A 26,430-nucleotide genomic window follows, 5' to 3' on the forward strand; every position below is an offset into this window, starting at 1 on the left:
TATCGGGCGTGTAAGCGTTATCCAGAAGCGCCTCAGCGCTTCGGGCTCATGGTGGCGTCCAGATTGCGGGCCTCGCAGAAATCCAGGAAGGCGTCGCGCAGCTGGGCCACGGATTGTTCTGCGTTCATGCTCAACACCAGGTGAAGGCTGAACATGGGCGTGCCGGTGTGGGGCGCGGCATAGGTGCCGGTGTGCAGGTCGTCGATGTTGATGTTCCGGGAGGAGAAGAAATTGGCGATTTCATGGACGATACCGGGATTGTCCATGGCGACCACTTCAACCTCGTAGGGGAGGCTGCTGGGACGGGTGTCGCGCTGGCGGGTGCGCTTGAGGGTGATCAGCAGATCCAGTTCCCCGGTCAGCGTCTGCTGGTCGGCTTCCAGCTGATCCAGGGTGTCATTGCTGCCGCTGATCAGCATCAGCACGGCAAATTCGCCCCCCAGCACGGTCATCCGTGAATCAAGGATGTTTCCTTTACGCTCCAGTACTGCCCGGGACAGGGCTTCCACAATGCCGGGGCGGTCTGTACCCAGGGCGGAGATCACAATCAGCTGTTCCATGGCGTAGTCCTTGTCCTCACTATAAGGTGCTGCCCTGACGGTAAGGGGCAGTACAATCAATCCTTCGGTGGCCTGGAGGCAATTTCCAGGGTCCGAACAGTTATGGTCAGGAAAGTGTAGACGGCCGCTTCGGGAGAGTCGATGCTGGCGAAAAGGCGGGTTTGACCGGCCACATCTGGCGTCCGGCCCTGTCGGCGTTTACCATAGCGCCCTTCACCCTTTGGCCGGGGCCGATGCGGCGGTTTTCCGGCTTTGCGCACCTGTGTTGCGCCCAACAGGAGAGAGGCATGATTCGCGGTAGCATTGTAGCGCTGGTTACCCCCATGCGCGCGGATGGTTCAGTGGACTGGGAACGCCTGCGTTCGCTGGTGGACTGGCATGTGGAGCAAGGCACCCATGCGATTGTCGCGGTGGGCACCACCGGGGAGTCTGCCACCCTGGGTTTCGAGGAGCATGACAGTGTGGTTCGCGAAGTGGTGGCGGTGGCCAAGGGTCGCATTCCTGTGATCGCAGGGACCGGGGCCAACAACACCGAAGAAGCCATCCGCCTGACCCGTGATGCCAAGCGCGATGGCGCGGATGCCTGCCTGCTGGTGACACCCTATTACAACAAGCCTCCCCAGGAAGGTCTGTACCAGCATTATCTGGCGGTGGCCCGGGCGGTGGATATTCCGCAGATTCTCTACAATGTGCCTGGTCGTACCGCGTGCGACATGCTACCGGAAACCGTAGAGCGCCTGAGCAAGGTGCCGAATATCATTGGCATCAAGGAAGCCACCGGCAATCTGGAGCGGGCCCGTGAAATCCGGGAACGCTGTGGCGAAGATTTCATGCTCTATTCCGGTGACGACGCCACCGCCATGGATTTCATCCTGGCGGGAGGTCACGGCGACATTTCCGTTACTGCCAACGTGGCTCCTGCCAAGATGGCTGCCATGTGTGATGCCGCCCTGGCGGGGGACGCTGACAAGGCCCGTGCCCTGAATGCGGAACTTGAACCCCTGCATCGTGATCTGTTTATCGAAGCCAATCCGATTCCGGTGAAATGGGCACTTTATGAAATGGGCCTCATTGATGCAGGTATCCGGCTGCCACTGGTCACGCTGTCTGAGGCGGCCCAGCCGCGGCTGCGTGAGACCATGCGTCAGTGCGGGCTGCTGGAGGGTAAATGAAGCACGCAGTACCGATTGCACTACCTGTAAGTGGCAAGGGCGCAAGCCTGGCGCTGACACTGCTGGCCCTGTCGGGGATGGTGGGATGTAGCTGGTTGCCAGATACCAGTCTGGCTTACCGGGATGCGGCAGTGACCGATCCTGTTGAGGTGCCGGAGGGCGACGTTTTTATCGGTGAGCAAGCGCTGTATCACGTGCCCCGTCAGGACGATCGTTTGGTTGGCGCCCAGAAAGATGAAGACAAATTTGTACCTCCCAAGCCGCCCCAACTGGTGGTCTTGGGCAATGAAGCCGACAAGGACGACGCGACTCCTATCCCCAAGGGGGAGTCGATCCGTGCCGTTCTGGCGCGCGATGGTAACGGTTACCCCATTATCATGATGACCACTCGCTATGCCTGGGCATGGGAATACGTGAGTGATGCGTTGAAAGAAACCGATTTCAAAGTCAGCGATCGTGACCGTGATGTAGGCATTTTCTTTCTACGCGTACCTGACCGGTATGAACTGGGTGCACGGGAAGCGCAGTTGAAGCTCAGCCATACAACCAACGGTATCCAGGTTGCAGTGCTTAACGAAAAGGGCACGGCACTGGTGGACAAAACCCCCGGCTCTGCCATTCTCGAGCGTATTTACGAAGAGCTGGAATAACGTGGACGAAGCCCTTGCCCCAACCCGGCGGCTGCAATCCTGCCAGGGTAGACGCTGATGCGGTTTGCCTCTTTGGGAAGCGGGAGCAAGGGAAACGCCACCCTCATTGAGGCCGGGGATACCCTGGTATTGGTGGATTGCGGTTTCACCTTGAAAGAAACCCGGGCGCGACTATCTGCTCGCGGGCTCGGGCTCGAGCAGCTAAGCGCGATTTTGGTGACCCATGAACACGGGGACCACATCCGCGGAGTGGGCCCAGTGGCGCGGCAGGCGGGATGCGAGGTATACAGCTCGTTTGGAACTGCCTGCGCGGTAGAAGACAAGCCCGCCAGCCTGCGCAATACCCGGTGGCAGGAAGTACGTCCAGGCAGGGTGTTTCATATTGGTGAGCTGGAAGTGCTGCCAGTTCTGGTGCCTCATGATGCCCGTGAACCTTGCCAGTACCGTTTTGGTTGGCAGCAGCGCACGTTGGGAGTGCTAACTGATCTGGGTTCCATCACGCCTCATGTTGTGGAGGCATACAGTGAGTGCGATGCCCTGTTGCTGGAATGCAACCATGACTATGGCATGTTGGCGAACGGCCCGTATCCTGCCTCGTTGAAACGGCGCGTGGGTGGTATGTTAGGGCATCTGAGCAATGCACAGGCGGCGGCGTTACTGCGGCAGGCCAACACGGACCGTTTGCAGCATCTGGTTCTCTCTCATCTGAGCGAACAGAACAACACGGCTACTCTGGCGCTGGCCGAGATTCAGGCAGCGCTCGACACCGGCCACGAACGTATTGGCGTAGCCAGTCAGAACCAGGGGTTCGACTGGCTGCAGGTAATTTGATTTTGACCCGAGTGAAAGGTCTCTCCATGGAAAAACGCGACGAGTTGTATGCCGGCAAAGCCAAATCTGTTTTCACAACAGATGATGGAGACCGGCTGGTAATGGTGTTTCGTGATGACACCTCGGCTTTTGACGGCAAGAAGAAAGAAGCGTTGGCACGCAAGGGCGCGGTGAACAACCAGTTCAATGCTGCCATCATGGAGAAGCTAAAAGCGGCTGGTATTCCCTGTCATTTTGAAAAGCTGCTCTCGCCGACCGAGGCACTGGTCAAGAAACTGGACATGATTCCGGTTGAGTGTGTAGTGCGAAATGTATCGGCAGGTTCTATCTGTCGCCGTTTGGGAGTGGAAGAGGGCAAAGAGCTCAACCCGCCCACCTTCGAATTCTTCCTCAAGAATGACGACCTGGGGGATCCCATGGTCAATGATTACCACATCCGCAGCTTTGGCTGGGCCACCGATGAGCAGGTTGCCCAGATGAAAGCCTTGACCTTCAAGGTCAACGAGGTGCTCAAGCAGTTGTTTCTGGATGGCGGTATGCTGTTGGTGGATTACAAACTCGAATTCGGCGTGTTTAATGGGGAAGTCCTGCTGGGCGATGAATTCAGCCCCGATGGCTGCCGTTTGTGGGACAAAGACACCCGTGAAAAACTGGACAAAGACCGTTTCCGCCAAGGCCTTGGGGGCGTGGTGGAAGCCTACGAAGAAGTGGGGCGTCGTCTGGGGATGACGTTCGAATACTGAAAGCGCCATAAAGAGAACGCGATAATAATAAGGAGCGTACCATGAAAGCGGTTTTTCGAATCACGGCGGTTGCTGTGCTGGCTGCCGCCCTGAGCGGTTGTTTTCTCACCAAGATTGCGACTACCCCCATGCGTCTTGTGGGCGCTGCAGGTTCTGTAGTCGGGGCTGTGCTCTCGATCATTCCTGTCGTTGGGAATGCCGCTGACGAGGCACTGGAAAAGGTCGATGGTGCCATCGATAACACGGCTGACGAAATTGATAAGATCCCGCTGTGATTTCTGCTACTCGCACCGCCGGGCGGTGCGGGTGGGCGCAACAGCCTTGTAATCGGCTCCGGGGTGTGAAGAATATTGGCCACACCTCTGCTGCCTGACATAACAACAAAAACCGGAGTTCGCCATGCGTCGCTGGCTACTGTCCCTGCTTGCCATGCTGCCTTTCCAGGCGCAGGCAGACGATGCCCTGATTGGCATTGGATACCTCAATGGCCTGGTTGGCCTTAACCTGGAGTGGGCCACCACTCAGAACAGCTTCTTTGCCCTTCCTGCCTTCTATGTGGATTCGTCGGGTCTTGATACCGAGGAATTTCGCTGGGTCGTTGGCTGGAGGCACAAAATGGAGCGCGGCATGATGGACGAAAGCGGCTTCTACACGGGGCTGATGGGCGGCGATCTGGGCGGCGAGCGCCATTATGAGCGCCTGGGTGTCGCGTTTGAGCTGGGTCACCAGTGGGTCAAACCGTATTCCCGATGGACCGTGAGCGGTGCAGTAGGTGTGCTCGAAGCGCTTGAATGTGGAGAATACCGGGGCGTGAGGTCATGCGATACGGATGAAGAGCGTGATCGCTACGATCTTGATGTGGAGCCTGCCGTGGTTCTGGGGGTGAGTTACAGCTTCCGTCGCTAAAGCCCGGGTGGTCATGCCCCTTGATATTGGATGCCCCCAAACCTCCCGGCCCTGCTGCCCCTGTGTAGGGCCCTGCCCGCCGTGAAATCCGCTGTTTCTCGCTGCTTGATTGGCATTTCCCCACTCCGACCAGCGTTGACTGGTGTCTTGCCCCTGTAATGGGCAAGAGTTTTGCACAGCGAATAACCATTTTTCATATTAAGAATGAACGATGTGCCCTAACTCTTTGATTTTTATTGGTGGCTTCTAAGCTTTTGATTTTAAAGGGTTTAATAAAATGGACAAATTTTCATCATTTTGTTGTTACCTCAGGGAATGCCGGTACTGAGAACGGTTCCTGACACTCTATTCACAGAGTTATCCACAGATCCTGTGGGTAACTGAAAGGGCTTCAGCGACGCAGCATTGGAAGTGGCCGTAGAGGTTGGGAAAGAAACTGCTGTCCGCCAAGTTTGAATAGCAGGCGGTGAAAGCCGGCATTGGGGAAGGCGCGCTTGATTAGCCTTACACGGGCAGAAGGAATGCCAAAGCGAAGCATGCCAAGACTGACGTCGATCCAGTCTGCGCGCCGAAAAGCCTCGACCAGTCTGTCGTTGTCTGAAGGCCCTGAGCTGGATGAGTAACCGCTGATCTTGTGATGATTGACGATCATGGCCTCAATTTCCTCTTGCCAGTGCGCAAGCCCCTGCTCCTCGAGATAGTGCTCCGCGAGCCGGGCAGACGGACCTAGATAGTCAAAGGTACCGGCAAGCCAAATACCCGCATCGTGGAAAAAACCGGCGACGGCAAGTTTGTCGCGTGCCTCAGCATCCAATGTTTGCTGTGCAGCAACCAGGTTTATCAGGCGGTACACGTGGTTGCGATAGGGCGTGAGGTCTTTCCCGAAGCGTTCCATATGGGCATCAAATAACGCCTCAAGCCGGGGCAAGCGGGTAATGAGTTCTGGTGTCATTCAGTGATTCCGTCTTTGCGCCCTGGGGCACCAAGTGAGCAGAAACCGGGCGGGGTTAAAGAGTGTAACGCCACACGGCTATCCAACCTCCAATCATCCTAAGGGATCAGTTGTCGAATACCAGTGAATGGCAGTGAAAAAGGGGAACCGGTTGGCAATGTGACAGCTTTGGTTGGAAGGGCATGTCTGGCGGGTTCAACAAGCTGCATAACGGGAAAACAAAAGGTTGGTCGTGAGTCGGCCCTGTACTATAGTCGGACAATCACGCCATGATTGTTAAACAAGACGTAGTGGGGGCACGGTGAGCTTCAAAGCCAAGGAAAGCCTGTCGGAGCAAATTGCCCAACATCTTGCCGACCAGATTATTCGCGGTGACATGTTGGCCGGGGATCGTATTCAAGAGCTGAGAGTTGCGGGTGAGCTGGAGGTCAGCCGCGGGTCGGTCCGTGAAGCCTTGCTGATTCTGCAGCGTCGTCAGCTGATCGATATCCTGCCGCGTCGCGGGGCAGTGGTAAAAGAAATGTCGGAGAGCCACGTGCGCAGCCTTTATGAGGTCATGCAGGTGCTGCTGGGGTTGGTGATCCGCAAAGCTATCAAGGTGGTAAGGGAAGAGGATCTGGATTCCTTTATCGAGCTGGTGCATGGCCTTCAGGTGGCCGCAGAAGACCGGGACCTGGATGAGTTTTTTGCGCTCAGCTTCCGTTTTCTCGAGCATGCCTACCCTTATGCCCGTAATCCCTTTGTGGAAGACATTCTGATCAATATGCAGCCGGCCATGCAGCGTGCCTATTTCATGGCGTTGCATCTGGAGGCCGATGAGGTGAAAGAGTGCCTGTCGTTCTTCAAGGCACTGGTGGAAACCATCTTCCGTCGTGATGTTCGCTCAGCGTTGGAGATCATTCGCGAATTCGCCGAACACCAGTCCGAGTTGGTTGAAGAGTCGATCACCCGGGCCCGGCAGATCGAGACCGCCTGGGGTTCACGACGAAAAAAATCATGACGTGGCGCTCAGGGGTTGCCCTGACCTGGCAAGCTGCATAGAATTGCCACCCTCTTCAGGGCGTTGTAGACGGCCTGTGGAATATACAACCGTAGCTCAGTTGGTTAGAGCACCACCTTGACATGGTGGGGGTCGGTGGTTCGAATCCACTCGGTTGTACCAAATGTGAAGGGCCTGTCGCGTGCGACAGGCCCTTTTTTTATGGCGCAAGGGCGAGGGTTGCTATCGTGGGGTGCACTTGCCGAGCCGGCCATTCTGATAGAATGGTGCTCCTGTTTTCCTTTCCCGGCTCTGCGGCATGACCTCCTGCGACATCCTTGGCTCCGCCACCGCCAGACTGATTCTGTATCTTCCCCATCGCCCCGTGGGTCTGGAGACGTTTGCGGAGACTCCCACGGCCCAGGCTGTGACTGAGGCGAACTCCAATCACTGGCGCAAGATCATCAACCTGCTGGCCAAGGTGGCAAGCCCGGAGGGGGGTGACTGGCGTCGTTATCGTGATCATGCGCTGTTTACCCAGACGGCCATATGTTTTGCTCCCCAATTATTGCCGGCAGCAGGTTGGCACTGGATTGCGGGCAAGGAAAACCTGCATCGTTTCGAGGGGCTTGCACATAAGGCGACACCGATTGATGCGGTGGGGCGGCTTAAAATGGATGTATCCCGTCGCCTGCTGCTGAGTCCGTATCCGGATTATCGACAACTGAACAATGAACGGGTGGCGGTCGTGCGCGAGGCCCTGGCTGGCGCCGGCTTCTATGGGGTGGGGGCATGTTGAGCCTGCCGTATTATCTGGGATGTCCACAATGGCAGCACCCGGACTGGCAGGGGCGTTTGCCTGCGGGCTTATCATCGCTTGCGCAATACAGCCGGGTATTCAACACGGTGGAAGGCAACACCACCTTCTACGCCACGCCAACCTCCGCCCAATGTGAAGTGTGGCGATCGCAGGTGCCGGAGTGTTTTCGCTTTCTGTTCAAATTTCCGCGAGAGATCAGCCACGATGCCCTGCTTGCCAGAACCGACCCGCAGGTGCGTCGCTTTCTGGCCACGCTGGCGCCCTTGGAGGATGTGTTCGGTCCTTTCCTGCTGCAGTTGCCCGCCGCCTTTGGACCTCAGCATCTTGCCAATCTTTGGGGCTTTCTGGACCGCTTGCCGGATGCGCTGACCTGTACTGTGGAAATGCGTCATCCGGCCTTTTTTGAAAAAGGGGAGGCAGAGCGTGCCCTGAATCAGGGGTTGCGTGAGCGAGAGGTGGCCCGGGTATGTTTTGACAGCCGACCCCTGTTTGCGGCCGACCCAGTCGATGAAAGCACTCGCGATGCCCAGCGCAAGAAGCCGAAGTTGCCAGTGCATGTGTTGCCAGTGGCGAGGGCAAATCCAGTCGTGCGGTTTATCGGGCACCCGGAGCTGGAGGCAAACCGTGAGTATCTGGCGCCGTGGGTACCGCGAATGGCGAACTGGATTGCCGAAGGCCGCAAGCCCTATATGTTCATCCATATGCCGGACAACGGGCAGGCCTTGTCACTGGTGCAGTTATGGCAGGGATTATTGCGGGAGAAGGTGCCGGAGCTGCCCGAGCTGGGGTTGGCTGATCAGGTCGATCAGCCCGGTTTGTTCTAGGAACACACCGGCTCTACAACAGTGATCACTGAGCCAAGGAGAGATCGAGGCCTTCAGATCGCGAACTTAGTGAAGAGCCACGCGGGTATCATCACGACGACGGCTGTTTTCTGCCCACACCAACAGGTCGTAGTAACGACGGATATGGCGGACGTAGACCACAGCCTGACCGCCACGGGCGGTGCCGTATTTCAGCTGCTCTGCATACGCAGGTTTGGCGAGCATGGGCAGACGCTGTTTCACATCCTGCCAGTTGTCCGGGTCGCCGCCCTGGCGCTGGGTAAGAACACGGGCATCTTCCAGATGTCCGAAACCCACGTTGTAGGACGCCAGCGCCATCCAGGTACGACTGGGCTCCGGGATGCGGTCCGGGATCTTGGCGTGTACGCGGCGCAGGTAAGCGGCGCCGGCACGAATGCTTTGTTCCGGGTCCGTACGGTCGCTGATGCCCATCTGCCGAGCGGTATCATTGGTCAGCATCATCAGGCCCTTCACCCCGGTCGGGGAGATGGCGCCCGGATCCCACAAGGACTCCTGATAGGCCACGGCAGCCAGCAGGCGCCAGTCAAATTCGTTGTCGTCTGCAGCGGAGCGGAACAGCTCTTCGTAGCGTGGCAGCCGTTCTTCCAGGTGACGCATGAAGCTGCGGGCAGCGTACAGGTTGAAGTACTCCACATGCCCGTAGAAACGATCTTCCAGCTTGGCGGTAGTGCCATCGGCTTTGGCCTGGGTCAGGAAGCGCTGGGCTGCCAGATACAGGCTTTTGTCATCCTTGGGATTGAACGCCCAGGCCAGCGGCATGTCAGTGGCCACGGTGTAGTCGGCAATCAGGTCTGGCCACAAGGCTCGCTGCAGGGCATAGGAATTGGAGTGGATCAGGGTGTAATCCACCTCGCCATCTTCCACCAGTGCCAGCAATTGCTCCGGTGTGGCGTCTTCTACTTCAATGAATTCCAGTTCCGGGGTTTCCAGCTGGGCCTGGATCAACATTTCGGCATGGCTTGAACCTGCCGGCACGGCCACCGTGTAGCCGACCATATCCGCCAAACCGCGCAGGCGCGGACTGTCAAGGCGGCGGGCGACCAGGGAATCGACTTGTTGATAAGGGGTGGTGAATCGCAGGCTTTCGGTACGCTCGGGGGTCACCACCAGGCCTGCTGCGGCGATATCGGCAGTGCCTTTACGGATGGCGTAACGGATGTAGGAGAGGTCGTCGGACTCCAGCACCTTGAGTTTCACCCCCAGGCTGTCAGCAAAGCCTTTGGCAAGCTCGAATTCCATGCCGGTTTCGCCGTGCTGGTCTTCATAGTAGGTGGTGTTGGAAGGACGGGTAATAACGACCAGTTCACCACGATCCATCACCCGCTCCATGGCGGAGGGGGTGGGGCGCATGGCGAGCATCATCCCGACCACGCCGAATAGCGCCAGCGAGGCGAGCAAATGCTTACTGTGTCGAAAGAATACCGTCATCTTGGGTGGTACCTCTGTCAGGTTGTCCAGACAGGTCGATACTGCCTACCGTCGACCGGTTGGGAGCCTTTCTCCCATTACCTGTGATCTATATCACGAAACTTGGGGCGCACTCTAGCATTGCCAACCCCATGATCTGTAACCATTTGTCGGACAATAGCCGGTTTTTTGCACAAATTTTAAAAGTCCGGTAAAGAGCATGAATTTGCTTATCAGGCATGTGGCGTAGGTAAATTGCTACCGTCTTATGAAGGGGGGAGCCCTGAGTAGGTGCGGTGGGGGAGGTATCAGGCGCTGCGGGAAATTTGCCGCCCATGAAGGCTGCGATAGGCAGGCAAATCCCGTATCATTGCGGCCCTGAATTTGGCTCCACTTCATCCCCCACTGATCAATCAGAGTAAGGCGCACTATGCTGATCCTCTCCGGAAGCCCGGCCCTGTCCGCATTTCGCAAGGAAAAACTGCTGGAATCCCTGCCCGGGATTACCGCTATTTCAGCCCGATTCGTTCACTTTGTGGCATTGCACGAGCCACTGGACGGTGCTCAGCAGCAGGTGCTGGAAGGGCTGCTGCAATACGGCCCGAGCCTGGAAGAGGATGACGTGGACGGCCAACGTTTCGTGGTGGTGCCACGCCCCGGCACGATCTCGCCCTGGTCGTCCAAGGCCACGGATATTTGCCACAACGCCGGCCTGACCCAGGTGGAGCGTGTCGAGCGCGGCATTGAATACCGTCTGGACGGCGAAGGGGACCGCGCGACGCTGGCGGCGGCGCTGCATGACCGCATGGTAGAAGTGGTACTGGCGGAGCTGAACGATGCTGAAGCCCTGTTTGCCCACCATGCCCCCCGCGAGCTGAGCACCGTGGATGTGATCGGTGGTGGCCGCAACGCGCTCGCCACGGCCAATAGCGAACTGGGTCTGGCGCTGGCAGATGACGAAATCGATTATCTGGTAGAGCGTTTTACCGCTCTGGGCCGTAACCCGGCGGATGCCGAGTTGATGATGTTCGCCCAGGCCAATTCCGAGCACTGTCGTCACAAGATCTTCAATGCGGACTGGACCATCGACGGAGAGGAACAGGAACTGAGCCTGTTCGGGATGATCCGCAACACCTACAACAATGCCCCCGAAGGCGTGTTGAGTGCCTACAAGGACAACGCTTCCGTGGTCGCCGGTCCTGTTGCCGATCGTTTCTTCCCGGCCCCGGACAGTGCCCGTTACCAGTTCGTCAACGAGCCGGTGCACCTGTTGATGAAGGTGGAAACCCACAACCACCCCACCGCGATTGCCCCGCACCCGGGGGCGGCTACGGGCTCCGGCGGTGAAATCCGTGATGAAGGTGCCACCGGTCGTGGTTCCAAGCCCAAGGCGGGTATGACCGGTTTCTCCGTGTCGAACCTGAATATTCCCGGTTTCCAGCAGCCCTGGGAACAGCCCTATGGCAAGCCGGGCCGGATTGCCTCGGCGCTGGATATCATGATCGAAGGGCCTATTGGCGGGGCGGCCTTCAATAATGAATTTGGTCGTCCCAACCTGTGTGGCTATTTCCGTACCCTGGAAATCGAGGCCCCGGGGGTGAATGGCGATGAAGTCCGCGGCTACCACAAGCCGATCATGATCGCTGGCGGCATGGGCAACATCCGTGACGGCCATGTGGAAAAGAACCCGATCACCGAAGGGGCCAAGATTATTGTGCTGGGTGGCCCGGCCATGCTGATTGGTCTGGGGGGCGGTGCCGCCAGTTCCATGGCGTCCGGCCAGTCGGATGAAGCGCTGGATTTCGCCTCTGTACAGCGGGATAACCCGGAAATCGAACGTCGGGTGCAGGAAGTGATTGATCGCTGCTGGGCCCTGGGTGACGACAACCCGATTGTGTCCATCCATGACGTGGGGGCGGGCGGCTTGTCCAATGCGTTGCCCGAGCTGGTCCACGACCACGATATGGGCGCTCAGCTGGAGCTGCGTCGCATCCCCAATTCCGAGCCTGGCATGAGCCCGGTGGAGATCTGGTGTAACGAAGCCCAGGAGCGTTATGTGCTGGCGGTGATGCCTGCGGATATCGACCGCTTCGATGCCATCTGCAAGCGTGAGCGCACGCCCTACGCGGTGCTGGGCGAAGCAACCAACGAAGAACACCTGACCGTCAGCGATGAGCACTTCGGCAAGCCGCCGGTGGATCTGCCCATGGATCTGTTGTTTGGCAAGCCACCGAAGATGCAGCGCAGTTTCGACCGTGAAGACTTCCAGCGTCAGACCTTCACCACCGAAGGGATTGATCTGAAAGAGGCCGGCGAGCGGGTGCTGCGCCTGCCCACCGTGGCCTCCAAGAGTTTCCTGATCACCATCGGTGACCGTTCTATCACCGGCCTGGTTCACCGTGACCAGATGGTGGGCCCCTGGCAGGTGCCGGTGGCCGATTGTGCGGTTACCGCGACCGGCTTTAACCAGAACCTGGGTGAAGCCATGTCCATGGGCGAGCGTACCCCGGTGGCCATGGTGGATGCGGCTGCATCCGGTCGCATGGCGGTAGCGGAAGCCATCACCAACATTAGTGGTGCCCACATTGGCGACCTGGGGCAGATTCGTTTGTCTGCCAACTGGATGGCTGCTGCCGGCCATCCGGGAGAAGACCAGGCCCTGTTCGACACCGTGAAAACCGTGGGCATGGAACTGTGCCCGCAGCTGGGGATTGCCATCCCGGTTGGCAAGGACTCCCTGTCCATGCGCACCGTGTGGAACGAGAAGGGTATCGACAAGAGCGTTACCTCGCCCTTGTCGCTGATCATCTCGGCGTTCTCCACCGTGACCGACATTGATCTGACCGTCACCCCGGAACTCAAGACCGGAGTGGACAGCGAGCTGTTGCTACTGGATCTGGGCCGTGGCCAAAACCGTCTGGCGGGCTCGGCTTTGGCGCAGGTGTACGGTCAGGTGGGGGATGTTCCCCCGGATCTGGACGATGCCAAAGACCTGATTGCCTTCTTCGAGGTGACCCAGCAATTGCTGGCGGAACGCAAACTGCTGGCGTACCACGACCGCTCTGACGGCGGTCTGTTCGCCACCCTTACCGAGATGGCCTTCGCGGGCCGCACCGGTCTGGACATTACCCTGGATCACATCGCCGGCGATGGCCCGGAGGCGGTGGCCGCACTGTTCGCGGAAGAGCTGGGGGCGGTGATTCAGGTGCCTGCCGAGCATGCCGATGAGGTGGTGCAGCGGTTCGACAAGGCCGGTCTGAGTCAATGCGTGTTCCGTCTGGGGCAGCCCGATGGCGACGACGTAATTCGTCTGCGTCTGGGCGGTGGCATCCTGCTGGAGACACCGCGCCGGGAGCTGCACCGCATCTGGGCGGAAACCAGCTACCGGATTCAGGCCCTGCGCGATAACCCGGATTGTGCCCGTCAGGAATTTGATGCCATCCCGGACAGCAACAACCCGGGCCTGAACGTGCGCCTGACCTTCGATATGACCGAGAACCCGGCCGCGCCCATGATCAACACGGGCGCGCGCCCGCAAATGGCGATCTTGCGCGAGCAGGGGGTTAACGGTCAGACCGAGATGGCCGCGGCCTTCGACCGTGTCGGTTTTGACGCCATTGATGTGCACATGAGCGATCTGCTGGCTGGCCGCGTGAAGCTGGAAGATTTCAAGGGGCTGGTGGCCTGTGGCGGGTTCTCCTACGGTGATGTATTGGGTGCCGGCGGCGGCTGGGCCAAGACCGTGCTGTACAACGAATCCCTCCGCGAGGACTTCAACCGTTTCTTCTTCCGCGAAGATACCTTTGCACTGGGGGTATGTAATGGCTGCCAGATGCTGTCGCATCTGAAAGACCTGATCCCCGGTGCCGAACACTGGCCGCGCTTTGTGCGCAACCTGTCCGAGCAGTTTGAAGCACGAACCTCGCTGGTGGAGATCCAGGATTCGCCCTCCATTCTGCTCAAGGATATGGCGGGTACCCGCATACCGATTGCCGTGGCCCACGGCGAAGGACGGGTAGAGCTGGCGGACGAGACTCTGAAGCGTAACCTCGAGCAGCGACTCGTGGCGCTGCGTTACGTGGACGGTCGTGGCAACGCCACCGAGCAGTACCCGGCCAACCCGAACGGCTCCCCGCAGGGCGTTACCGGCTTTACCACCACCGACGGGCGCGTCACCATCATGATGCCGCACCCGGAGCGGGTGTTCCGCGTGCTGCAAAACAGCTGGATCCCCGACGACTGGCGCGGCCACGAAAACGGCCCCTGGCTGCGAATGTTTGCCAACGCGCGTAAGTGGGTCGGTTAAGCGCAATTGACAGTTGATAGTGGACAGTTGACAGCTGGAAACTAAAAAGGCGGAAATGGCTTGGCCATTTCCGCCTTTTTTATGTCCTTTTATGAACTTGTGGCGGCGAGAGGCGATGTTCAGAATCAAACGATCGTTTGAACCGTGTTTCGCTGTTCATTATTCACTGTTAACTGTTCACTGAATTATTCATGACCGAAAAAACCTTCGGGCCTTTTGAATTGCAGAAGGCTTACAGCACCGAGCCTGTGCCGGATGATTTTGTTCTGCGTCGGCGTATCAGTACTGCCATGCGTACGTTGTCCGAGCGGGTGATTCGTGCCGAGGTGGATCAAGCCACCCTGCAGCACTGGGCCGAGCAACTGGAAGCCGTGGTGGCGACGGTGGGGGAGCCGGAACGGCGCGACAGCAAGCAGGCGAATCGCAAGCTGTTTACCGGGGCGGCCACCATCGAAGACCTTTACCACATGATGGATTTTGATCCGGTCAGTGGCGGTGCCAACCCGATTGCGCCCCAGGTCACCTGGGTGCAAGAGGGCCAGGAGGGGGTCGAAGGTACCCTGCGTTTGGGGCAGCAATACCAGGGCCCGCCGGGGCGGGTGCACGGTGGGGTGATCGCCTGGATTCTGGACGCGGTATTGTCACGGGCCCTGCACGCCGCCTTCCGGCTGGGCGTCACCGGCACGTTGAATATCCGCTATCTGGCAGGGACCCCCATTGAAGACACGATTACCTGCCGTGCAAGGATTACCGGACAGGAAGGACGCAAGATCTTTATCGAAGGCAGTATCTGGCACGGAGACCAGCAGACTGTGCACGCAGAAGGGGTGTGGTTGACCCCCAAGAGTTTGGGGTAGCACATGAGTGAGCCAAGGTACCACTTCAAGGATATCCGCGTGGCAGAAACGCCGGCACCGACGCCGCGGGCCCAGTTGCATCGCGACCTGGGCAAGGCGCTGGCGGACCTGAACGAGCAGGTGCTGCGCCTGGATGCGCCGGAGTCAAAACTGCGCGAATACATCGCACACGTGAACCAGATGCGCGATGACCTGGCCCAGTACGGCAATCGGGATTACATGGAGATTACCCAGCGCCTGCTGGCGGGGCAGGGCAGTGGCGACGACGTTACCGATCTGGTGGATTTCGAGATCCTTTCCGGCAAGGCATCCCCGGTCTCCCCGCCGCTGGAGTTATGGCTCGACGGTGACACGGTGCGTGGGCGCGCCCACTTTGGCATGGTCTATCAGGGGCCACCGGGGCGAGTGCACGGTGGCGTGTTGGCCCTGTCTCTGGATATGCTGATGGCCAAGACACAGGATTATGTGCGGCAGATCGGCATGACCGGCACCCTCAATATCCGCTATCTGGCCGGAACGCCCATTCAGCATGATGTGGATTTCGAAGCCCGATTGATCAAACTGGACCGGCGCAAGCTGCTCTGCGAAGGGTCGGTCTGGGTCAATGGCCAACAAACGGTGGCCGCAGAAGGGATCTGGATCTCCGCCCACGGCGAGTATGCCCTCAAGCCGGAATACGCAGAGCTGGAAGCTGCCATTCGCGCCCAATAACAGGAGTGACCATGGAAGAGATGACCTACAAGCTGTGTTTCTACGTGCCGGTGAGCCATGTGGAGCAGGTGAAGCAGGCGATCTTCCAGGCCGGAGCCGGTCACATTGGTGACTACGACTGTTGTGCCTTTCAGGTATTGGGGCACGGTCAGTTTCGCCCTCTTGATGGCAGCCAGCCTTTTCTGGGCCAGCAGGGGGAAGTCGAGGTAGTCGAGGAATACCGGGTCGAAACCATCGTCACCGCCGCCTGTCTGCAGGCGGCGATTAGTGCCTTACGGCTGGCGCACCCCTATGAAGAGCCCGCCATTGATCTGTGGAAGCTGGAACCGCTTCCCGCCTGATCCCGCCGCTGTAGCGCTCCTTGCCGGAGCATTGCCCCTGGCAGTGGCCTGACGGCAGGAAATTAACTGCCTTTAGTCCTCGCTGGGGCGACGCTTCAGCGGGGCAATATCCTGGCATCGCACCGGGAAACGGTCTTCCTTCAGATCATCAATGTAAAAGCGCAGGGTGCGGCCAATCGTGGGAAAGGCCAGTTCATCCCAGGGAATCTCGTCCAGTGCAAACAAGCCGGCATCGCTGCTTTCCTCGCCTACCCCGTACTTTCCCTCGACCAACTCACCGAGAAAGAATACGTACACCTGATTGATGTGTGGAAGATTGAATACCGTGTAGAGGTCCTTGATCGCCACAGTGGCGCAGGCTTCTTCCCAGGTCTCGCGGATGGCGCCCTCCTGGAGGGTCTCCCCGTTCTCCATAAAGCCGGCGGGTAGTGTCCAGTAGCCTTTGCGCGGCTCGATATCTCGTTTGCAAAGCAGGACCTTGCCTTCCCAAACCGGTACCGCGCCAACCACAATCTTGGGATTTTGGTAGTGGATGGTGTTGCACTGATCGCACCAATAGCGGGGGCGGTTGTCACCTTCGGGGATACTGAAATGTAAATCCGGGTTGCCGCAGTGACTACAAAAACGCATGAAAGCTCACTTTTATGGAAGGGACGCTTAAGTGTACCCGAGATGATAACGGCAATACCTCATTCGTGGGGGTGCAATTCTCTACGAGAAGGAGTATAAAAAAAATGCAGGCCAATTTGTGACCACTGTCACATTTTTTCAATCTTTAAAAATAGCCAGAAGGATTAGTGCCGGCAGTGAGTGCTTCGGCCTAGACTAGGCTCCGACGCTGAAGTGAATTCGTTTTTTTGGCCGTGAGGCCATCTGGAAGGGAACGACCCTCACTAAGGTCTTTGGCCTGTGAATAGGGGAAATAGGGGAATTGATATGGACGCTTCGATGGCGCAGGGAACGCGTGACGACAGTAAAACCTACCTGGTTGTCTCTCACTGTAACAACCTTGCTATCCGTTTGCTCGCCAAGTCTATCGAGACTCAGCGGGGAGTCAGTTGTACTGCGATTACCCGCGATGACTTGTTCTGCGACCAGATTCAAGATGATCTGGTTCTCATTAACGTTCTCGATTTTCCCTCGGCGGAAATCGAGAGATTGCTGGGGCGTATCCAGGAACGGATGCCATTGTGCCGGGTAATTCTGGTCAATGCAGACCGTGGCGACAATATATTTTTCCTGTTGAACTGGCCAGTTGTTAAAGGTGTTATCTATCAACAAGATAACGATACTCTGATCTCCAAGGCCATCGATGTGGTGTGCAAGGGAAGAAGCTGGTTCCCTCGTAACTACATGGATTATCTGGTGCGCCACCGCAAGACACCGACCCGGTGTGGTCATGTGTTTGAAAGCCTCACCAGCCGGGAGCGTCAGATGCTGGACCATGTGGTGCGGGGTATGAGCAACAACGAAATCGCCGACGCCCTGTGCCTGAGCACCCATACCGTCAAGGCCCACCTGCAGAGCCTGTACCGCAAGGTTGGAGTCAAGAACCGGGTAGGGGTGATGCGCTGGGTGCATGAAAACCACCTGGAAGAAGAAGGGCGCTAATGGCTGCCCGGCAGCATGCCTGGTGCGAGATACTGCTACTGGGATTGTTGCTGACCTTCTCTGCAGGCCACGCCTCAGATCTGGAACAGGAGATGGGCGTGGTGGTAGACCAGACAGTGACACCTATCGGTAAGCGGTTCTACCAGCAGTTCGCCTATCAACGGCATTATCTGTATCCGGATACGCCGTTCAGTCTCAGTATTTTCGAGCAACCCTCCGCCAGAAGCGGCAGCATTATCACGATTAAGGGAGCAGACAGTACGCTGAGTCGTTTTGTCTTGTCTTTCGCATCCAATTGGGAAGATGCCCGGGTGCAGTCGATGGTGCAATCAGTGGAGATGCAGGTCAGGCGTCTGACATTGATGAATGCTCTGGTAGATAACCCGGATCTGGCCAAGGATGGCTACTGATGAAAAAGATGACAGTGCTGGGACTGCTGGCGCTAAGTGTGCCGGCCGTTGCCAGTGAGCTGGTGTACCAACCCGTAAACCCGAATTTCGGCGGTAACCCGCTGAACGGTTCCCACTTGCTCGGCAATGCCCAGGCGCAAAATGATTACAAGGATCCCAGTGCGGCATCATCATCCTACGAGCGCCCCTCTGATCTTGATCGCCTGACTTCCTCGCTGCAGTCACGCTTGCTCAGCCAATTGCTGGCTGACGTGGGTGCCGGGAACGAAGGGAGCATTGTCACGGAAGACTTTGCCATCAATATCGTGGATAACCAGGGCATCCTTTCGATCATCATCGAAGACATCAATACCGGGGAAATCACCCAGATTGAAGTGGATGGGTTGGTACCGGACAGCTTTTAGTATTCAGGGACGAATATGGATTTCACAATCATCAAGGGCGGCACCGCGTTGGTGCTGGTTGCGTTGTTGTCCGCCTGCGTTACTCCTCCCCTTGAGCCGGAGTCGCCGGCGCTGGTGGAAAAATCCGAAGTTGCCGAGGATCTTGAAAAACTGCCTGAGCCAAAGGGACGAATTATGGCCTCGGTATACAGCTTTCGGGATCTGACCGGGCAATATCGGCCGGCACCGTCATCGTCTTTCTCAACTGCAGTCACACAAGGGGCAGCGGCCTTTCTTATCGATGCACTAAACAGGTCTGGGTGGTTTCTGACGTTGGAAAGGGAGGGGTTGCAGGACCTGCTCACCGAACGAAAAATCGCGCGGGCGGTGGTGGAAAAGCGCCAGAAAAGCGGTATGGCTGTGGCCGATGTTCCCGACCTTTTTTCCTCTGATATCCTGTTCCAGGGGGGGATTGTTGCCTATGAAACCAATATCAAAACTGGCGGGCTGGGTGCTCGCTATCTCGGTGTAGGCGCATCGGAGCAGTACCGTGCTGATCAGGTGACCGTAAACCTGCGCGCAGTGGATGTGCGTACAGGTCGTATTATCAGCACAGTCTCTACCCGAAAAACCATCTACAGCAAGGAGCTTCAGGTCGGTGTCTATCGCTATATTGATTTTAAGGAGCTATTGGAAACCGAAGCCGGTGTGACAACCAATGAACCGGTCCAGCAGTGCGTGAAGCTGGCGATTGAGGCGGCCGTTGCCCACTTGATCGTCAAGGGTGTTGTGGAAGGTAACTGGCAGCTGAAGAACCCGGCGGATATGGAATCGGATGTGATCCAGCAATACAGCCTGGCATTACAGCAATAGGAAAGCCTGACCGAAAACCTTATTGCGCTGTCACTATCTGGCTGCGCTCGGCGATAACCCTTGCGTCCTCGTTACGCAGGACGGCAGTAATCCTGATCTTGTCGTTGCTGGCGATATTGATGCTCAATTGTCCTGCCCGCTGTGGTTGTATTTGGCTAAGCATCTTGCCGCTTTGACGGGAGCGGCTTTTGCCGCTCTGTCCCTGTTTTTCCAGCACGATGTCATAGTAAACCGGCTCGCCGATGGTTTCGCAGGTCACGGATAGCTGAAAGTGATGCAGTGACGTTCGGTTTTCATGGAGTATTTCCATCGTGCACATCGGCGAGCCCGCACGGTTGCTGTACGCGGGACTAAAAAATATTCCTCCCAGCAACACCAGACCCGAGCGAAAGAGCAGAGTGGGCAAGCCTGGGCGTTTGAATCGATAGCCTACCGTCATGGTCGTCACTCCCGTAGTGGATAGTAAGCGCCAAGGGTTGGTCTCCAGGACTTTTATGGCGCATCAATGCCTGGGGTGCAGTCCGCAGGCTGTGATTTTTTCAATACCTTTCCTGGTTTCCATCCGGCCCGATAATAGCCAGGGCAACGTGCAAGTTTAGCTTGTTCGCTGACACAAGAGACTGGGTAATCAATGCCAAATTGCCATGGTGTTCAGGGCCTGATGTAGGTTGAAAAAGATCATTGCAGTGCCAGGGACGGTGTTGTCATGGTAAAAAAAGGGGGCCACATAGGGTGGCCCCCTTTTTACTTCACGCCGAATTACATTTGTGTAATTGAGGCGTTGTTACCGGCACCGCCGTGCTGGCTGATGCTGGCGGCGTTGACATCAGAAGACTGCAGAATGGACGCGGTGTTCGGGTCGAGGCCGGTGCCCAGGCCTGTCTGCAGAATGTCGGCAACGTTACCCGCACCAGATTGCTCAATAGAGGCAATGCCATACTCGGCAGGTGCAGTCTGGTTGATGTAGGCATCATTGCCAGAGTTGGACTGCAGAATGGTCGCTTCACCATTACCACCCCACTGGTCGATATCCCCAATGTTGTTGTCACCAGACTGAGTGACCGCGCCAACATTGTCAGAGCCGGACTGTTCAACACGACCAAAGTTGGCAAGACCCGATTGAGTGAGGGTCGCGAGGTTACGATCCCCCAGGCCCTGATCCACTTCGGCAATATTGCTGTCGCCAGACTGCATGATCGTGGCAGAACTTTCGGTGGACTCATCCTGAATCACAGTAGCAAAGCCGTTCACACCGCTTTGGTCGATGAGTGCGCTGGACAACCAGGAGAAGTCCTGACTGATGCTGCCGTCGTTATTGTCACCGGATTGCAGGATGGTGGCGGTAGCGCCATCAGAAATGGCAACCTGGCTGATGTCCGCAGTGTTGTCTGCACCGGTCTGATCGACGGTTGCAGTAGCGAACCAGCTATCGTCCTGCAGAACTGTCGCGGTGTTATTGATGTTGGTTTGGGTGACAGTGGCCACAGAACCAATCAGATTGTTCTGGGTAATGTCTGCTTGCAGGTTAACACCACTGGTCTGGGTGATACTGGCATCGGCATCAGTCGATGCGCTCTGCACAATGCTGGCGTCGCTGGAAAGCGCTGCATCCTGATCAATGCTTGCTACGGACGAGAATGTGCCGCCAATTTGCTGAATGGAACCGTTGGTGTTGTCAGAGATATCGATCTGGTTGATATCGGCATCGTTGGCGTCGCCCACCTGCTCGATGGTCGCCGTTGCGAACCAGCTGTCGTCCTGGTTGATGGTGGCCATATTGTCGTTACCGGTGGTATCGATATCGGCCGTCATCATGTTGGCGCTGTTAGCCTGGCTCACGTCTGCGCTGTTGTTGTCACCGTTCTGATCAACGGTAGCAACAGCATCATTGACGTTACTTTGGGTCGTCGTGGCAGCGTTGCCGTTGCCGGTCTGGTTAGTGGTGGCAGTGCTGCCGGCGGCCCAGCTGGTGCTGGTGATGGCGGCCAGTACGGCGACGGCCAGGGGCTTCATTACGTTCATGAGTATTTCTCCTCATCGTTATCTAGGCAAAAAAAGTGCTGCAAAGTCAGTCCCATTGCTGAATCGAGACATTCATCCCGGCCCCGTATTGGGAAACCGAAATTCCGTTTGCCGTGCCGTTTTGGGTTATGTCGGCACGGTTTCCTGTTCCGTATTGCTGGATATAGGCGCGGTTGTATTCCCCGACCTGCTCCACAATGGCGGTGTTGTACAAACCGTTCTGATCAATTTTGACGCTATTGCCCATGCCGTATTGCGCAACGACAGCCAGGTTTTCCCAGCCGAGCTGTGAGATGTCGGCCTGCTGTTGTGAACCGTACTGGATGACATCAGCCTGATTGGCGTAGCCGTTTTGCAATAGGCGGGCGTTATGACTGTTACCTTGCTGTTCAACAGCCCCATGATTGGTGCCAGACTGCTGGATATGGGCAACCAGATCGGCGCCCCGCTGTGAAATGTCGGCTTCGTTACCGAGAGGGATTTCGCTGAACAGGGACAGATCGCCGGCAGCGGACTGCATACTGAGCAGTAGCAGCATGCATGCTGATAAAAGGCGTTTGACTTGCCTTGTTCCCATGTTGCCATCCCTGAGCGCCATGTCGGTTTCGTGATGCCATCCCGGCATCGTGTTTCTTGCTGGTGGAGTCTTGCGTGTTTCAGAGTGGGGCGAAATTCGCCATGGGTGCTGAATTTCTGTGCACGATTTAACACTTCGGTGCTATACAGCCGTGCCGAAGAATCGCATTAGTTCTGCTGCGAAACAGGGCAGCAGGGGTCAAGCGCTGCGTTGCAAGGGCAATGGGAGAGTGGGGGGCGTTAGCCTCCCGGTGTAGGAAATTGACCCACCATGGATTTGCCGCCACAACACGGAGGTGATGCCGGATGGAGAAGGTGACTTGCCGCAGCGGGAATTGCTGTTCAAACTACCGTTTGAATCTGTCATCAGAAGGGGAGCCGTGTGCTCGATTTGCTCAGGCAGCGCTTGCCTGGTTACCAACGCACTGAATTGCCGCTGGCACTCCCGGAGGCAGCAGTACTCATGCCGCTGGTTGATGCCCCTGATCCTCGGGTGATTCTGACAGTGCGTTCCAGCAGTATGCCGACCCACGCCGGTGAAGTGGCGTTTCCAGGAGGCAAGCGGGATCCGGGCGACAAAAATTTGCTCATGACGGCGCTGAGAGAGAGCCACGAAGAGGTAGGCCTGGAGTCCCGATATGTGGATGTACTGGGGCAATTGTCACCTGTGGCATCCCGCTATGGCATGAAAGTCACGCCGTTTGTCGGCATCGTTCATCCCGAAGCACCGTTGCAGGCAGAGCCGGGTGAAATTGAGCAAATCTTCCAGGTGCCGCTGCGCTTTTTTCTGGAGGAGACCCCGGAATTGTCCAGCCCGATAGACTTTTTCGGGCGTCGGTTCAGGATTCCCAGCTATTACTATGAGGACAAGCGAATCTGGGGGCTCACGGCCTTCATGATCCTGGAATTGATCAATCACGTTTACGATGCGGGTATCCAGTTTGATGTCACTGGACTGCCGGTCGGTAAGGACAGCACATGATATATAAAATAGGCAGCCGTCAGCTGGAGATGCGTGGCGAGGGCCACTGGATTGCCGACAACGCTACTGTAATCGGCTCGGTCATCATGGAAGCCAATACCAGCATCTGGTTTAACGCGGTGCTGCGTGCCGATAATGATGTCATTGAAATCGGTGAGAACACCAACATTCAGGATGGCTCGGTGCTGCACGTTGATCCCGGTGTTCCCATGAAGATCGGTCGGGATGTGACGGTCGGCCACAAGGTCATGCTGCACGGCTGTACCATTGGGGACAATAGCCTTATCGGTATCAATGCGGTGGTGCTCAACAAGGCGGTTATCGGTAAAAACTGTATTGTCGGTGCCAATTCCCTGGTCCCGGAAGGCATGAAAATTCCCGATAACTCTCTGGTGATGGGCTCACCTGCGAAAGTGGTCAAGGAAATTACTGATGGCCACAAGGCCATGCTGACCATGAGCAGCATGCACTATGTCGCTCATGCCAAGGAATTTCGGGAACACCTTGAAGTGGATGAACGCTTCTCCCATGACTGATCGGCAGCTTGTTTCCCCCTGTGTGTCCATTTGCGCCCTGGACGAAGACGATATCTGTGTCGGGTGTTATCGCACGGGGGGAGAAATTTCTATCTGGGGCTTGCTGTCTGATGAGGAAAAACGAGAGGTATTCCGCCGGATCGAATTACGGATGAATGGCGACGCCGCGCCCTGTGTGGTGCGCAAGAAAAAGGATGGCCAATGACCACGCAGCTTGCGCAGGAGCAGGGCACTAAACCGGTTGTCGGGCTGGCGTTGGGGAGCGGCTCTGCCCGTGGCTGGGCCCACATCGGCATCATACAGGCTCTGGAAGAGATCGGTGTCGAACCCCAGGTTGTTGCGGGTACGTCGATAGGCGCCCTGGTGGGGGGGGCTTATGTCACCGGTTCACTCGATGCGTTTGCTGACTGGGTGGAAACGCTCACGGTCAAAGATGTGTTCGGGCTGCTGGATATCAGTTTTTCCGGTGGCATGGTGAAGGGCGAGAAGCTGTTTGGTTTTTTCCGGGAGCACCATGCCAACCCGGATATCGAGACCCTGGACAAGAAATTGGTCACGGTGGCCACAGATATGCAAAGCGGTCGGGAAGTCTGGATTACTGAAGGCAAGATGCTGGATGCCGCCCGGGCTTCCTGTGCGTTACCGGGGCTGTTTTCACCGGTGAAACGTCAAGGCCGCTGGATGCTCGATGGAGGGCTGGTTAACCCGGTACCGGTTTCTGCCGCTCGCGCCATGGGTGCGGATGTGGTGATCGCGGTGAATCTGAATGCCCAGCTGGTGGGTGCTCACATGGCGCGTGATTCCCGAGCCCAGGCTGATCAGGCCGGAGGAAGTGATGAAGAGCGTAGCATCTGGAACAAGATGATGGATTACTTCTCCTCCAGTGATGGAGAAGATCCCGGGTTCTTTGATGTGGTGGCCTCCAGCATCAATATAATGCAGGACCGCATTACCCGTTCGCGTATGGCGGGCGATCCACCAGAGGTCACCTTGGTGCCGATGCTGGAAGATTTTGCCCTCATGGATTTCCACCGGGCGAAGGAAGCGATCGAGGAAGGGCGGGCGTTGGTGAAACGTTACGAAGCCGACATTCTGGCCTGGGTCGGGTCGCCCCTGGCGGATCGGGTCTAGTAGCGCGCCGAATTCGCCAGAGCGGAATACAGCCGTAACGGCCTGCTGATGCACTTCTGCCGTCTTGCCACTTGCCCATTCGGGCGTTGTGGCAAGACGGTTTCTGACGGTTAGTCTTCCAGTCCGAGTATAAAGTCGGCGCCTTTCTCAGCGATCATCACTGTGGGCGCGTTGGTGTTGCCCCCCACCAGTGTTGGCATGATCGACGCATCAATGACCCGCAATCCTTCCAGGCCGTGAACGCGTAAGCGGTCATCGACTACCGACATATCATCCTTGCCCATCTTGCAGGTTCCCACCGGGTGGTAGATGTTGTCGCATTTGCGGCGCAGGAAGGCTCGTAATTCGTCATCGCTTTGCACATCTTTGCCCGGGAAAATTTCCTCGCCGCGCCAGTCATCCAGAGCGGATTGCTGCATGATGTTTCGCATGGTCTTGAGCCCTCGCAGCATTCCTTCCATGTCATCAGGATGTTCCAGGAAGCGCGGATCGATCAGTGCGGGAGAGCGCGGGTTGGCATCACGCAGGGTGATGTTGCCCCGGCTTTTGGGGCGCAGAATGCAGACGTGACCCGAGTAACCGTAGCCCATGCTGAAGGCCAGGTTGAGGCCGTGGTTATCCAGGCGCGCGGCCGTCAGGTGCAGCTGCAAATCGGGAATGGACTCTTGGGGGCGGGATTTGATGAAGCCACCGGCTTCGGCCACGTTAGAGGTCAGCTGACCCGTACGACGATAAAAGAAGTCGAAGATTCCCTTCAGCCCGGTGGCCAGCAAGGCACCGGGGGCCAGGCTCAGGGTGTCTTTCTTCTTGCTCTTGTTGACCACGAGCACATCCGGGTGATCCTGCAGGTTTTCGCCCACGCCGGGCAGATCATGCACCAGCGGGATATTGTGTTCTGCCAATTCGGCCGCCGGGCCAACACCCGACAGTTTCAGCACCTGTGGAGAATTGATCGCACCACCGGAGAGAATGACTTCATTGGCCGCTTTCAGGGTCCGAATCTGGCCATTGTGTTCCACTTCCACGCCGATGGCCCGTTTACCTTCAAACAGGATTCGGTTGGCCAGGCAGCTGGTCAGCACGGTCAGGTTGGGGCGATCCATGGCAGGGTGAAGGTAAGCGCGTGCAACACCGCAACGTTCGCCGTCTTTCTGGTTCACCTTGTAGAGCCCGACCCCTTCCTGCACATCGTTATTGAAGTCGTCGGTTTCCGGATAGCCGGCTTCAACCCCGGCACGGACAAAGGCGTTGCTGACGGGGTGGTTGAAGCGAAGGTTGGCGATGTTCAGCTTGCCGCCGGTGCCGTGGAAGGCATTTTCCCCGTCTTCGTAATGCTCTGAGCGCTTGAAAACCGGTAGCACATCGTCGTAGCTCCAGCCACGGTTACCCAGCTCAGCCCAGTGGTCGTAGTCCCATTTGTGGCCGCGGGTGTAGCACATGGCATTCACCGCCGAGGAACCGCCCAGGGTCTTGCCGCGGGGGATATAGATCTGGCGGTTGTTGAGTGCTTTCTGTGGCACAGTGTAGTAGCGCCAGTTGCGAGCGTTGGAGCGCATCATCAGGATGATGCCGGCGGGAATACGAATGAAAAGGCTATTGTCTGCAGGACCTGCTTCCAGCAGGCAGACCCGGTTCTGCGGGTTCTCGGAAAGGCGGTTGGCAAGGACGCAGCCGGCGGAGCCAGCGCCGACAATGATGTAATCAAATTCCATGAAGTTTGCCTTCAACAGGTAGATCAAGCACGAAAAGCAAAGAAAGTGGCGACGAACAGGGCGTGCCTTTGCTCTATATATAGTGTGTATTCT

The 26,430-nt window shown here is 57.3% G+C and carries 29 protein-coding genes and 1 tRNA gene; 22 read left to right on the top strand and 8 right to left on the bottom strand.

The features are described from left to right. Positions 1–32 precede the first annotated feature (32 nt). Positions 33–560 carry a glycine cleavage system transcriptional repressor gene (locus D4A39_RS11380; protein ID WP_022985195.1) on the bottom strand — a complete coding sequence of 176 codons (528 nt, stop codon included), beginning with the start codon at positions 558–560 and terminating at the stop codon, positions 33–35. Between the two features lie 287 nt (positions 561–847). Between D4A39_RS11380 and dapA the strand changes: the two genes are divergently transcribed. The 6 genes from dapA (at position 848) to D4A39_RS11410 (ending at position 4,862) form a co-directional block, all read left to right on the top strand. Further along, entirely contained in the window at positions 848–1,732 is an 885-nt protein-coding gene (dapA, locus tag D4A39_RS11385; RefSeq protein WP_022985196.1) for a 4-hydroxy-tetrahydrodipicolinate synthase, read from the top strand. Then, on the top strand, positions 1,729–2,382 hold the full coding sequence (gene bamC, locus D4A39_RS11390; protein WP_119918136.1) for an NlpB/DapX family lipoprotein: 654 nt from the start codon (positions 1,729–1,731) through the stop codon (positions 2,380–2,382). Before dapA ends, bamC begins: the two co-directional genes overlap by 4 nt. A 57-nt stretch (positions 2,383–2,439) precedes the next feature. Beyond that, complete coding sequence (locus D4A39_RS11395; RefSeq protein ID WP_119918137.1) at positions 2,440–3,213, top strand: MBL fold metallo-hydrolase; 774 nt, start codon at positions 2,440–2,442, stop codon at positions 3,211–3,213. Positions 3,214–3,239: 26 nt separating this feature from the next. After that, positions 3,240–3,956 (top strand): phosphoribosylaminoimidazolesuccinocarboxamide synthase, encoded by a 717-nt coding sequence (purC, locus tag D4A39_RS11400; protein WP_022985199.1) that lies wholly within the window; start codon positions 3,240–3,242, stop codon positions 3,954–3,956. Between the two features lie 41 nt (positions 3,957–3,997). After that, on the top strand, positions 3,998–4,231 hold the full coding sequence (locus D4A39_RS11405) for a DUF6726 family protein (RefSeq protein WP_119918138.1): 234 nt from the start codon (positions 3,998–4,000) through the stop codon (positions 4,229–4,231). Between the two features lie 124 nt (positions 4,232–4,355). Further along, positions 4,356–4,862, top strand: a complete 507-nt coding sequence (locus D4A39_RS11410) for a hypothetical protein (protein ID WP_022985201.1) — start codon at positions 4,356–4,358, stop codon at positions 4,860–4,862. A gap of 391 nt (positions 4,863–5,253) precedes the next feature. Here the strand turns inward: D4A39_RS11410 and D4A39_RS11415 are convergent, their stop codons facing one another. Continuing rightward, complete coding sequence (locus D4A39_RS11415) at positions 5,254–5,814, bottom strand: hypothetical protein (protein WP_022985202.1); 561 nt, start codon at positions 5,812–5,814, stop codon at positions 5,254–5,256. Between the two features lie 301 nt (positions 5,815–6,115). On the opposite strand from D4A39_RS11415, the gene D4A39_RS11420 reads away from it, so the two are divergent. The 4 genes from D4A39_RS11420 to D4A39_RS11435 all read left to right on the top strand — a co-directional run bounded on the left by D4A39_RS11420 (position 6,116) and on the right by D4A39_RS11435 (position 8,437). Further along, complete coding sequence (locus D4A39_RS11420; RefSeq protein WP_022985203.1) at positions 6,116–6,814, top strand: GntR family transcriptional regulator; 699 nt, start codon at positions 6,116–6,118, stop codon at positions 6,812–6,814. 85 nt (positions 6,815–6,899) lie between these two features. Then, positions 6,900–6,976 (top strand) — tRNA-Val (locus tag D4A39_RS11425). A 136-nt stretch (positions 6,977–7,112) separates the two neighbouring features. Next, the gene (locus D4A39_RS11430) at positions 7,113–7,592 is read left to right on the top strand and encodes a DUF6942 family protein (protein WP_022985204.1); all 480 of its coding nucleotides are present in this window, start codon (positions 7,113–7,115) and stop codon (positions 7,590–7,592) included. Next, complete coding sequence (locus tag D4A39_RS11435; RefSeq protein ID WP_022985205.1) at positions 7,586–8,437, top strand: DUF72 domain-containing protein; 852 nt, start codon at positions 7,586–7,588, stop codon at positions 8,435–8,437. The genes D4A39_RS11430 and D4A39_RS11435 overlap by 7 nt, the downstream gene beginning before the upstream one ends. 66 nt (positions 8,438–8,503) lie before the next feature. Here the strand turns inward: D4A39_RS11435 and mltF are convergent, their stop codons facing one another. Continuing rightward, the gene (gene mltF / locus D4A39_RS11440; protein ID WP_022985206.1) at positions 8,504–9,907 is read right to left on the bottom strand and encodes a membrane-bound lytic murein transglycosylase MltF; all 1,404 of its coding nucleotides are present in this window, start codon (positions 9,905–9,907) and stop codon (positions 8,504–8,506) included. A gap of 409 nt (positions 9,908–10,316) precedes the next feature. Between mltF and purL the strand changes: the two genes are divergently transcribed. The 4 genes from purL to D4A39_RS11460 all read left to right on the top strand — a co-directional run bounded on the left by purL (position 10,317) and on the right by D4A39_RS11460 (position 16,101). Then, positions 10,317–14,192 carry a phosphoribosylformylglycinamidine synthase gene (gene purL, locus D4A39_RS11445; RefSeq protein ID WP_022985207.1) on the top strand — a complete coding sequence of 1,292 codons (3,876 nt, stop codon included), beginning with the start codon at positions 10,317–10,319 and terminating at the stop codon, positions 14,190–14,192. A gap of 191 nt (positions 14,193–14,383) precedes the next feature. After that, positions 14,384–15,049: a PaaI family thioesterase gene (locus D4A39_RS11450; protein ID WP_022985208.1), complete on the top strand. Its 666-nt coding sequence runs from the start codon at positions 14,384–14,386 to the stop codon at positions 15,047–15,049. Positions 15,050–15,052: 3 nt separating this feature from the next. Beyond that, positions 15,053–15,760, top strand: a complete 708-nt coding sequence (locus D4A39_RS11455) for a PaaI family thioesterase (RefSeq protein WP_119918139.1) — start codon at positions 15,053–15,055, stop codon at positions 15,758–15,760. Between the two features lie 11 nt (positions 15,761–15,771). Further along, positions 15,772–16,101 (top strand): YqfO family protein, encoded by a 330-nt coding sequence (locus tag D4A39_RS11460; RefSeq protein ID WP_119918140.1) that lies wholly within the window; start codon positions 15,772–15,774, stop codon positions 16,099–16,101. Between the two features lie 72 nt (positions 16,102–16,173). Here the strand turns inward: D4A39_RS11460 and D4A39_RS11465 are convergent, their stop codons facing one another. Next, positions 16,174–16,731: an NUDIX hydrolase gene (locus tag D4A39_RS11465; protein WP_022985211.1), complete on the bottom strand. Its 558-nt coding sequence runs from the start codon at positions 16,729–16,731 to the stop codon at positions 16,174–16,176. Between the two features lie 306 nt (positions 16,732–17,037). Between D4A39_RS11465 and D4A39_RS11470 the strand changes: the two genes are divergently transcribed. Genes D4A39_RS11470 through D4A39_RS11485 form a run of 4 tightly spaced genes read left to right on the top strand, consistent with a single transcriptional unit; the run spans position 17,038 to position 19,378 of the window. Continuing rightward, positions 17,038–17,712 carry a helix-turn-helix transcriptional regulator gene (locus tag D4A39_RS11470; protein WP_031226381.1) on the top strand — a complete coding sequence of 225 codons (675 nt, stop codon included), beginning with the start codon at positions 17,038–17,040 and terminating at the stop codon, positions 17,710–17,712. Then, positions 17,712–18,122 carry a CsgE family curli-type amyloid fiber assembly protein gene (locus D4A39_RS11475; protein WP_022985213.1) on the top strand — a complete coding sequence of 137 codons (411 nt, stop codon included), beginning with the start codon at positions 17,712–17,714 and terminating at the stop codon, positions 18,120–18,122. Before D4A39_RS11470 ends, D4A39_RS11475 begins: the two co-directional genes overlap by 1 nt. Further along, positions 18,122–18,526, top strand: a complete 405-nt coding sequence (locus D4A39_RS11480; protein ID WP_022985214.1) for a curli assembly protein CsgF — start codon at positions 18,122–18,124, stop codon at positions 18,524–18,526. The genes D4A39_RS11475 and D4A39_RS11480 overlap by 1 nt, the downstream gene beginning before the upstream one ends. Before the next feature lie 15 nt (positions 18,527–18,541). After that, positions 18,542–19,378: a CsgG/HfaB family protein gene (locus D4A39_RS11485; RefSeq protein ID WP_022985215.1), complete on the top strand. Its 837-nt coding sequence runs from the start codon at positions 18,542–18,544 to the stop codon at positions 19,376–19,378. Between the two features lie 19 nt (positions 19,379–19,397). On the opposite strand, the gene D4A39_RS11490 is transcribed toward D4A39_RS11485, so the two are convergent. The 3 genes from D4A39_RS11490 to D4A39_RS11500 form a co-directional block, all read right to left on the bottom strand. Then, a complete protein-coding gene (locus D4A39_RS11490) occupies positions 19,398–19,817 on the bottom strand; it encodes a hypothetical protein (protein WP_022985216.1) in 420 nt (139 codons plus the stop codon). Between the two features lie 320 nt (positions 19,818–20,137). Continuing rightward, the gene (locus D4A39_RS11495) at positions 20,138–21,400 is read right to left on the bottom strand and encodes a hypothetical protein (protein WP_022985217.1); all 1,263 of its coding nucleotides are present in this window, start codon (positions 21,398–21,400) and stop codon (positions 20,138–20,140) included. A gap of 46 nt (positions 21,401–21,446) precedes the next feature. Further along, on the bottom strand, positions 21,447–21,977 hold the full coding sequence (locus D4A39_RS11500; RefSeq protein WP_158586932.1) for a hypothetical protein: 531 nt from the start codon (positions 21,975–21,977) through the stop codon (positions 21,447–21,449). A gap of 381 nt (positions 21,978–22,358) precedes the next feature. Here D4A39_RS11500 and D4A39_RS11505 point away from each other — a divergent pair, with 381 nt between their 5' ends. The 4 genes from D4A39_RS11505 to rssA are packed head-to-tail and all read left to right on the top strand — an operon-like array spanning position 22,359 to position 24,625. Continuing rightward, positions 22,359–22,958, top strand: coding sequence for a CoA pyrophosphatase (locus D4A39_RS11505; RefSeq protein ID WP_022985219.1), 600 nt, complete (start codon positions 22,359–22,361; stop codon positions 22,956–22,958). Further along, complete coding sequence (locus D4A39_RS11510; protein ID WP_022985220.1) at positions 22,955–23,494, top strand: gamma carbonic anhydrase family protein; 540 nt, start codon at positions 22,955–22,957, stop codon at positions 23,492–23,494. The genes D4A39_RS11505 and D4A39_RS11510 overlap by 4 nt, the downstream gene beginning before the upstream one ends. After that, the gene (locus D4A39_RS11515; protein WP_022985221.1) at positions 23,487–23,699 is read left to right on the top strand and encodes a DUF1289 domain-containing protein; all 213 of its coding nucleotides are present in this window, start codon (positions 23,487–23,489) and stop codon (positions 23,697–23,699) included. Before D4A39_RS11510 ends, D4A39_RS11515 begins: the two co-directional genes overlap by 8 nt. Next, the gene (gene rssA, locus D4A39_RS11520; RefSeq protein WP_022985222.1) at positions 23,696–24,625 is read left to right on the top strand and encodes a patatin-like phospholipase RssA; all 930 of its coding nucleotides are present in this window, start codon (positions 23,696–23,698) and stop codon (positions 24,623–24,625) included. The genes D4A39_RS11515 and rssA overlap by 4 nt, the downstream gene beginning before the upstream one ends. 110 nt (positions 24,626–24,735) lie before the next feature. Here the strand turns inward: rssA and D4A39_RS11525 are convergent, their stop codons facing one another. Continuing rightward, the gene (locus tag D4A39_RS11525) at positions 24,736–26,337 is read right to left on the bottom strand and encodes a GMC family oxidoreductase (protein ID WP_022985223.1); all 1,602 of its coding nucleotides are present in this window, start codon (positions 26,335–26,337) and stop codon (positions 24,736–24,738) included. Between the last annotated feature and the right edge of the window lie 93 nt (positions 26,338–26,430).

This window comes from Alcanivorax profundi, from assembly GCF_003597125.1.
In the GTDB taxonomy this organism is placed as follows: Bacteria; Pseudomonadota; Gammaproteobacteria; order Pseudomonadales; family Alcanivoracaceae; genus Alcanivorax; species Alcanivorax profundi.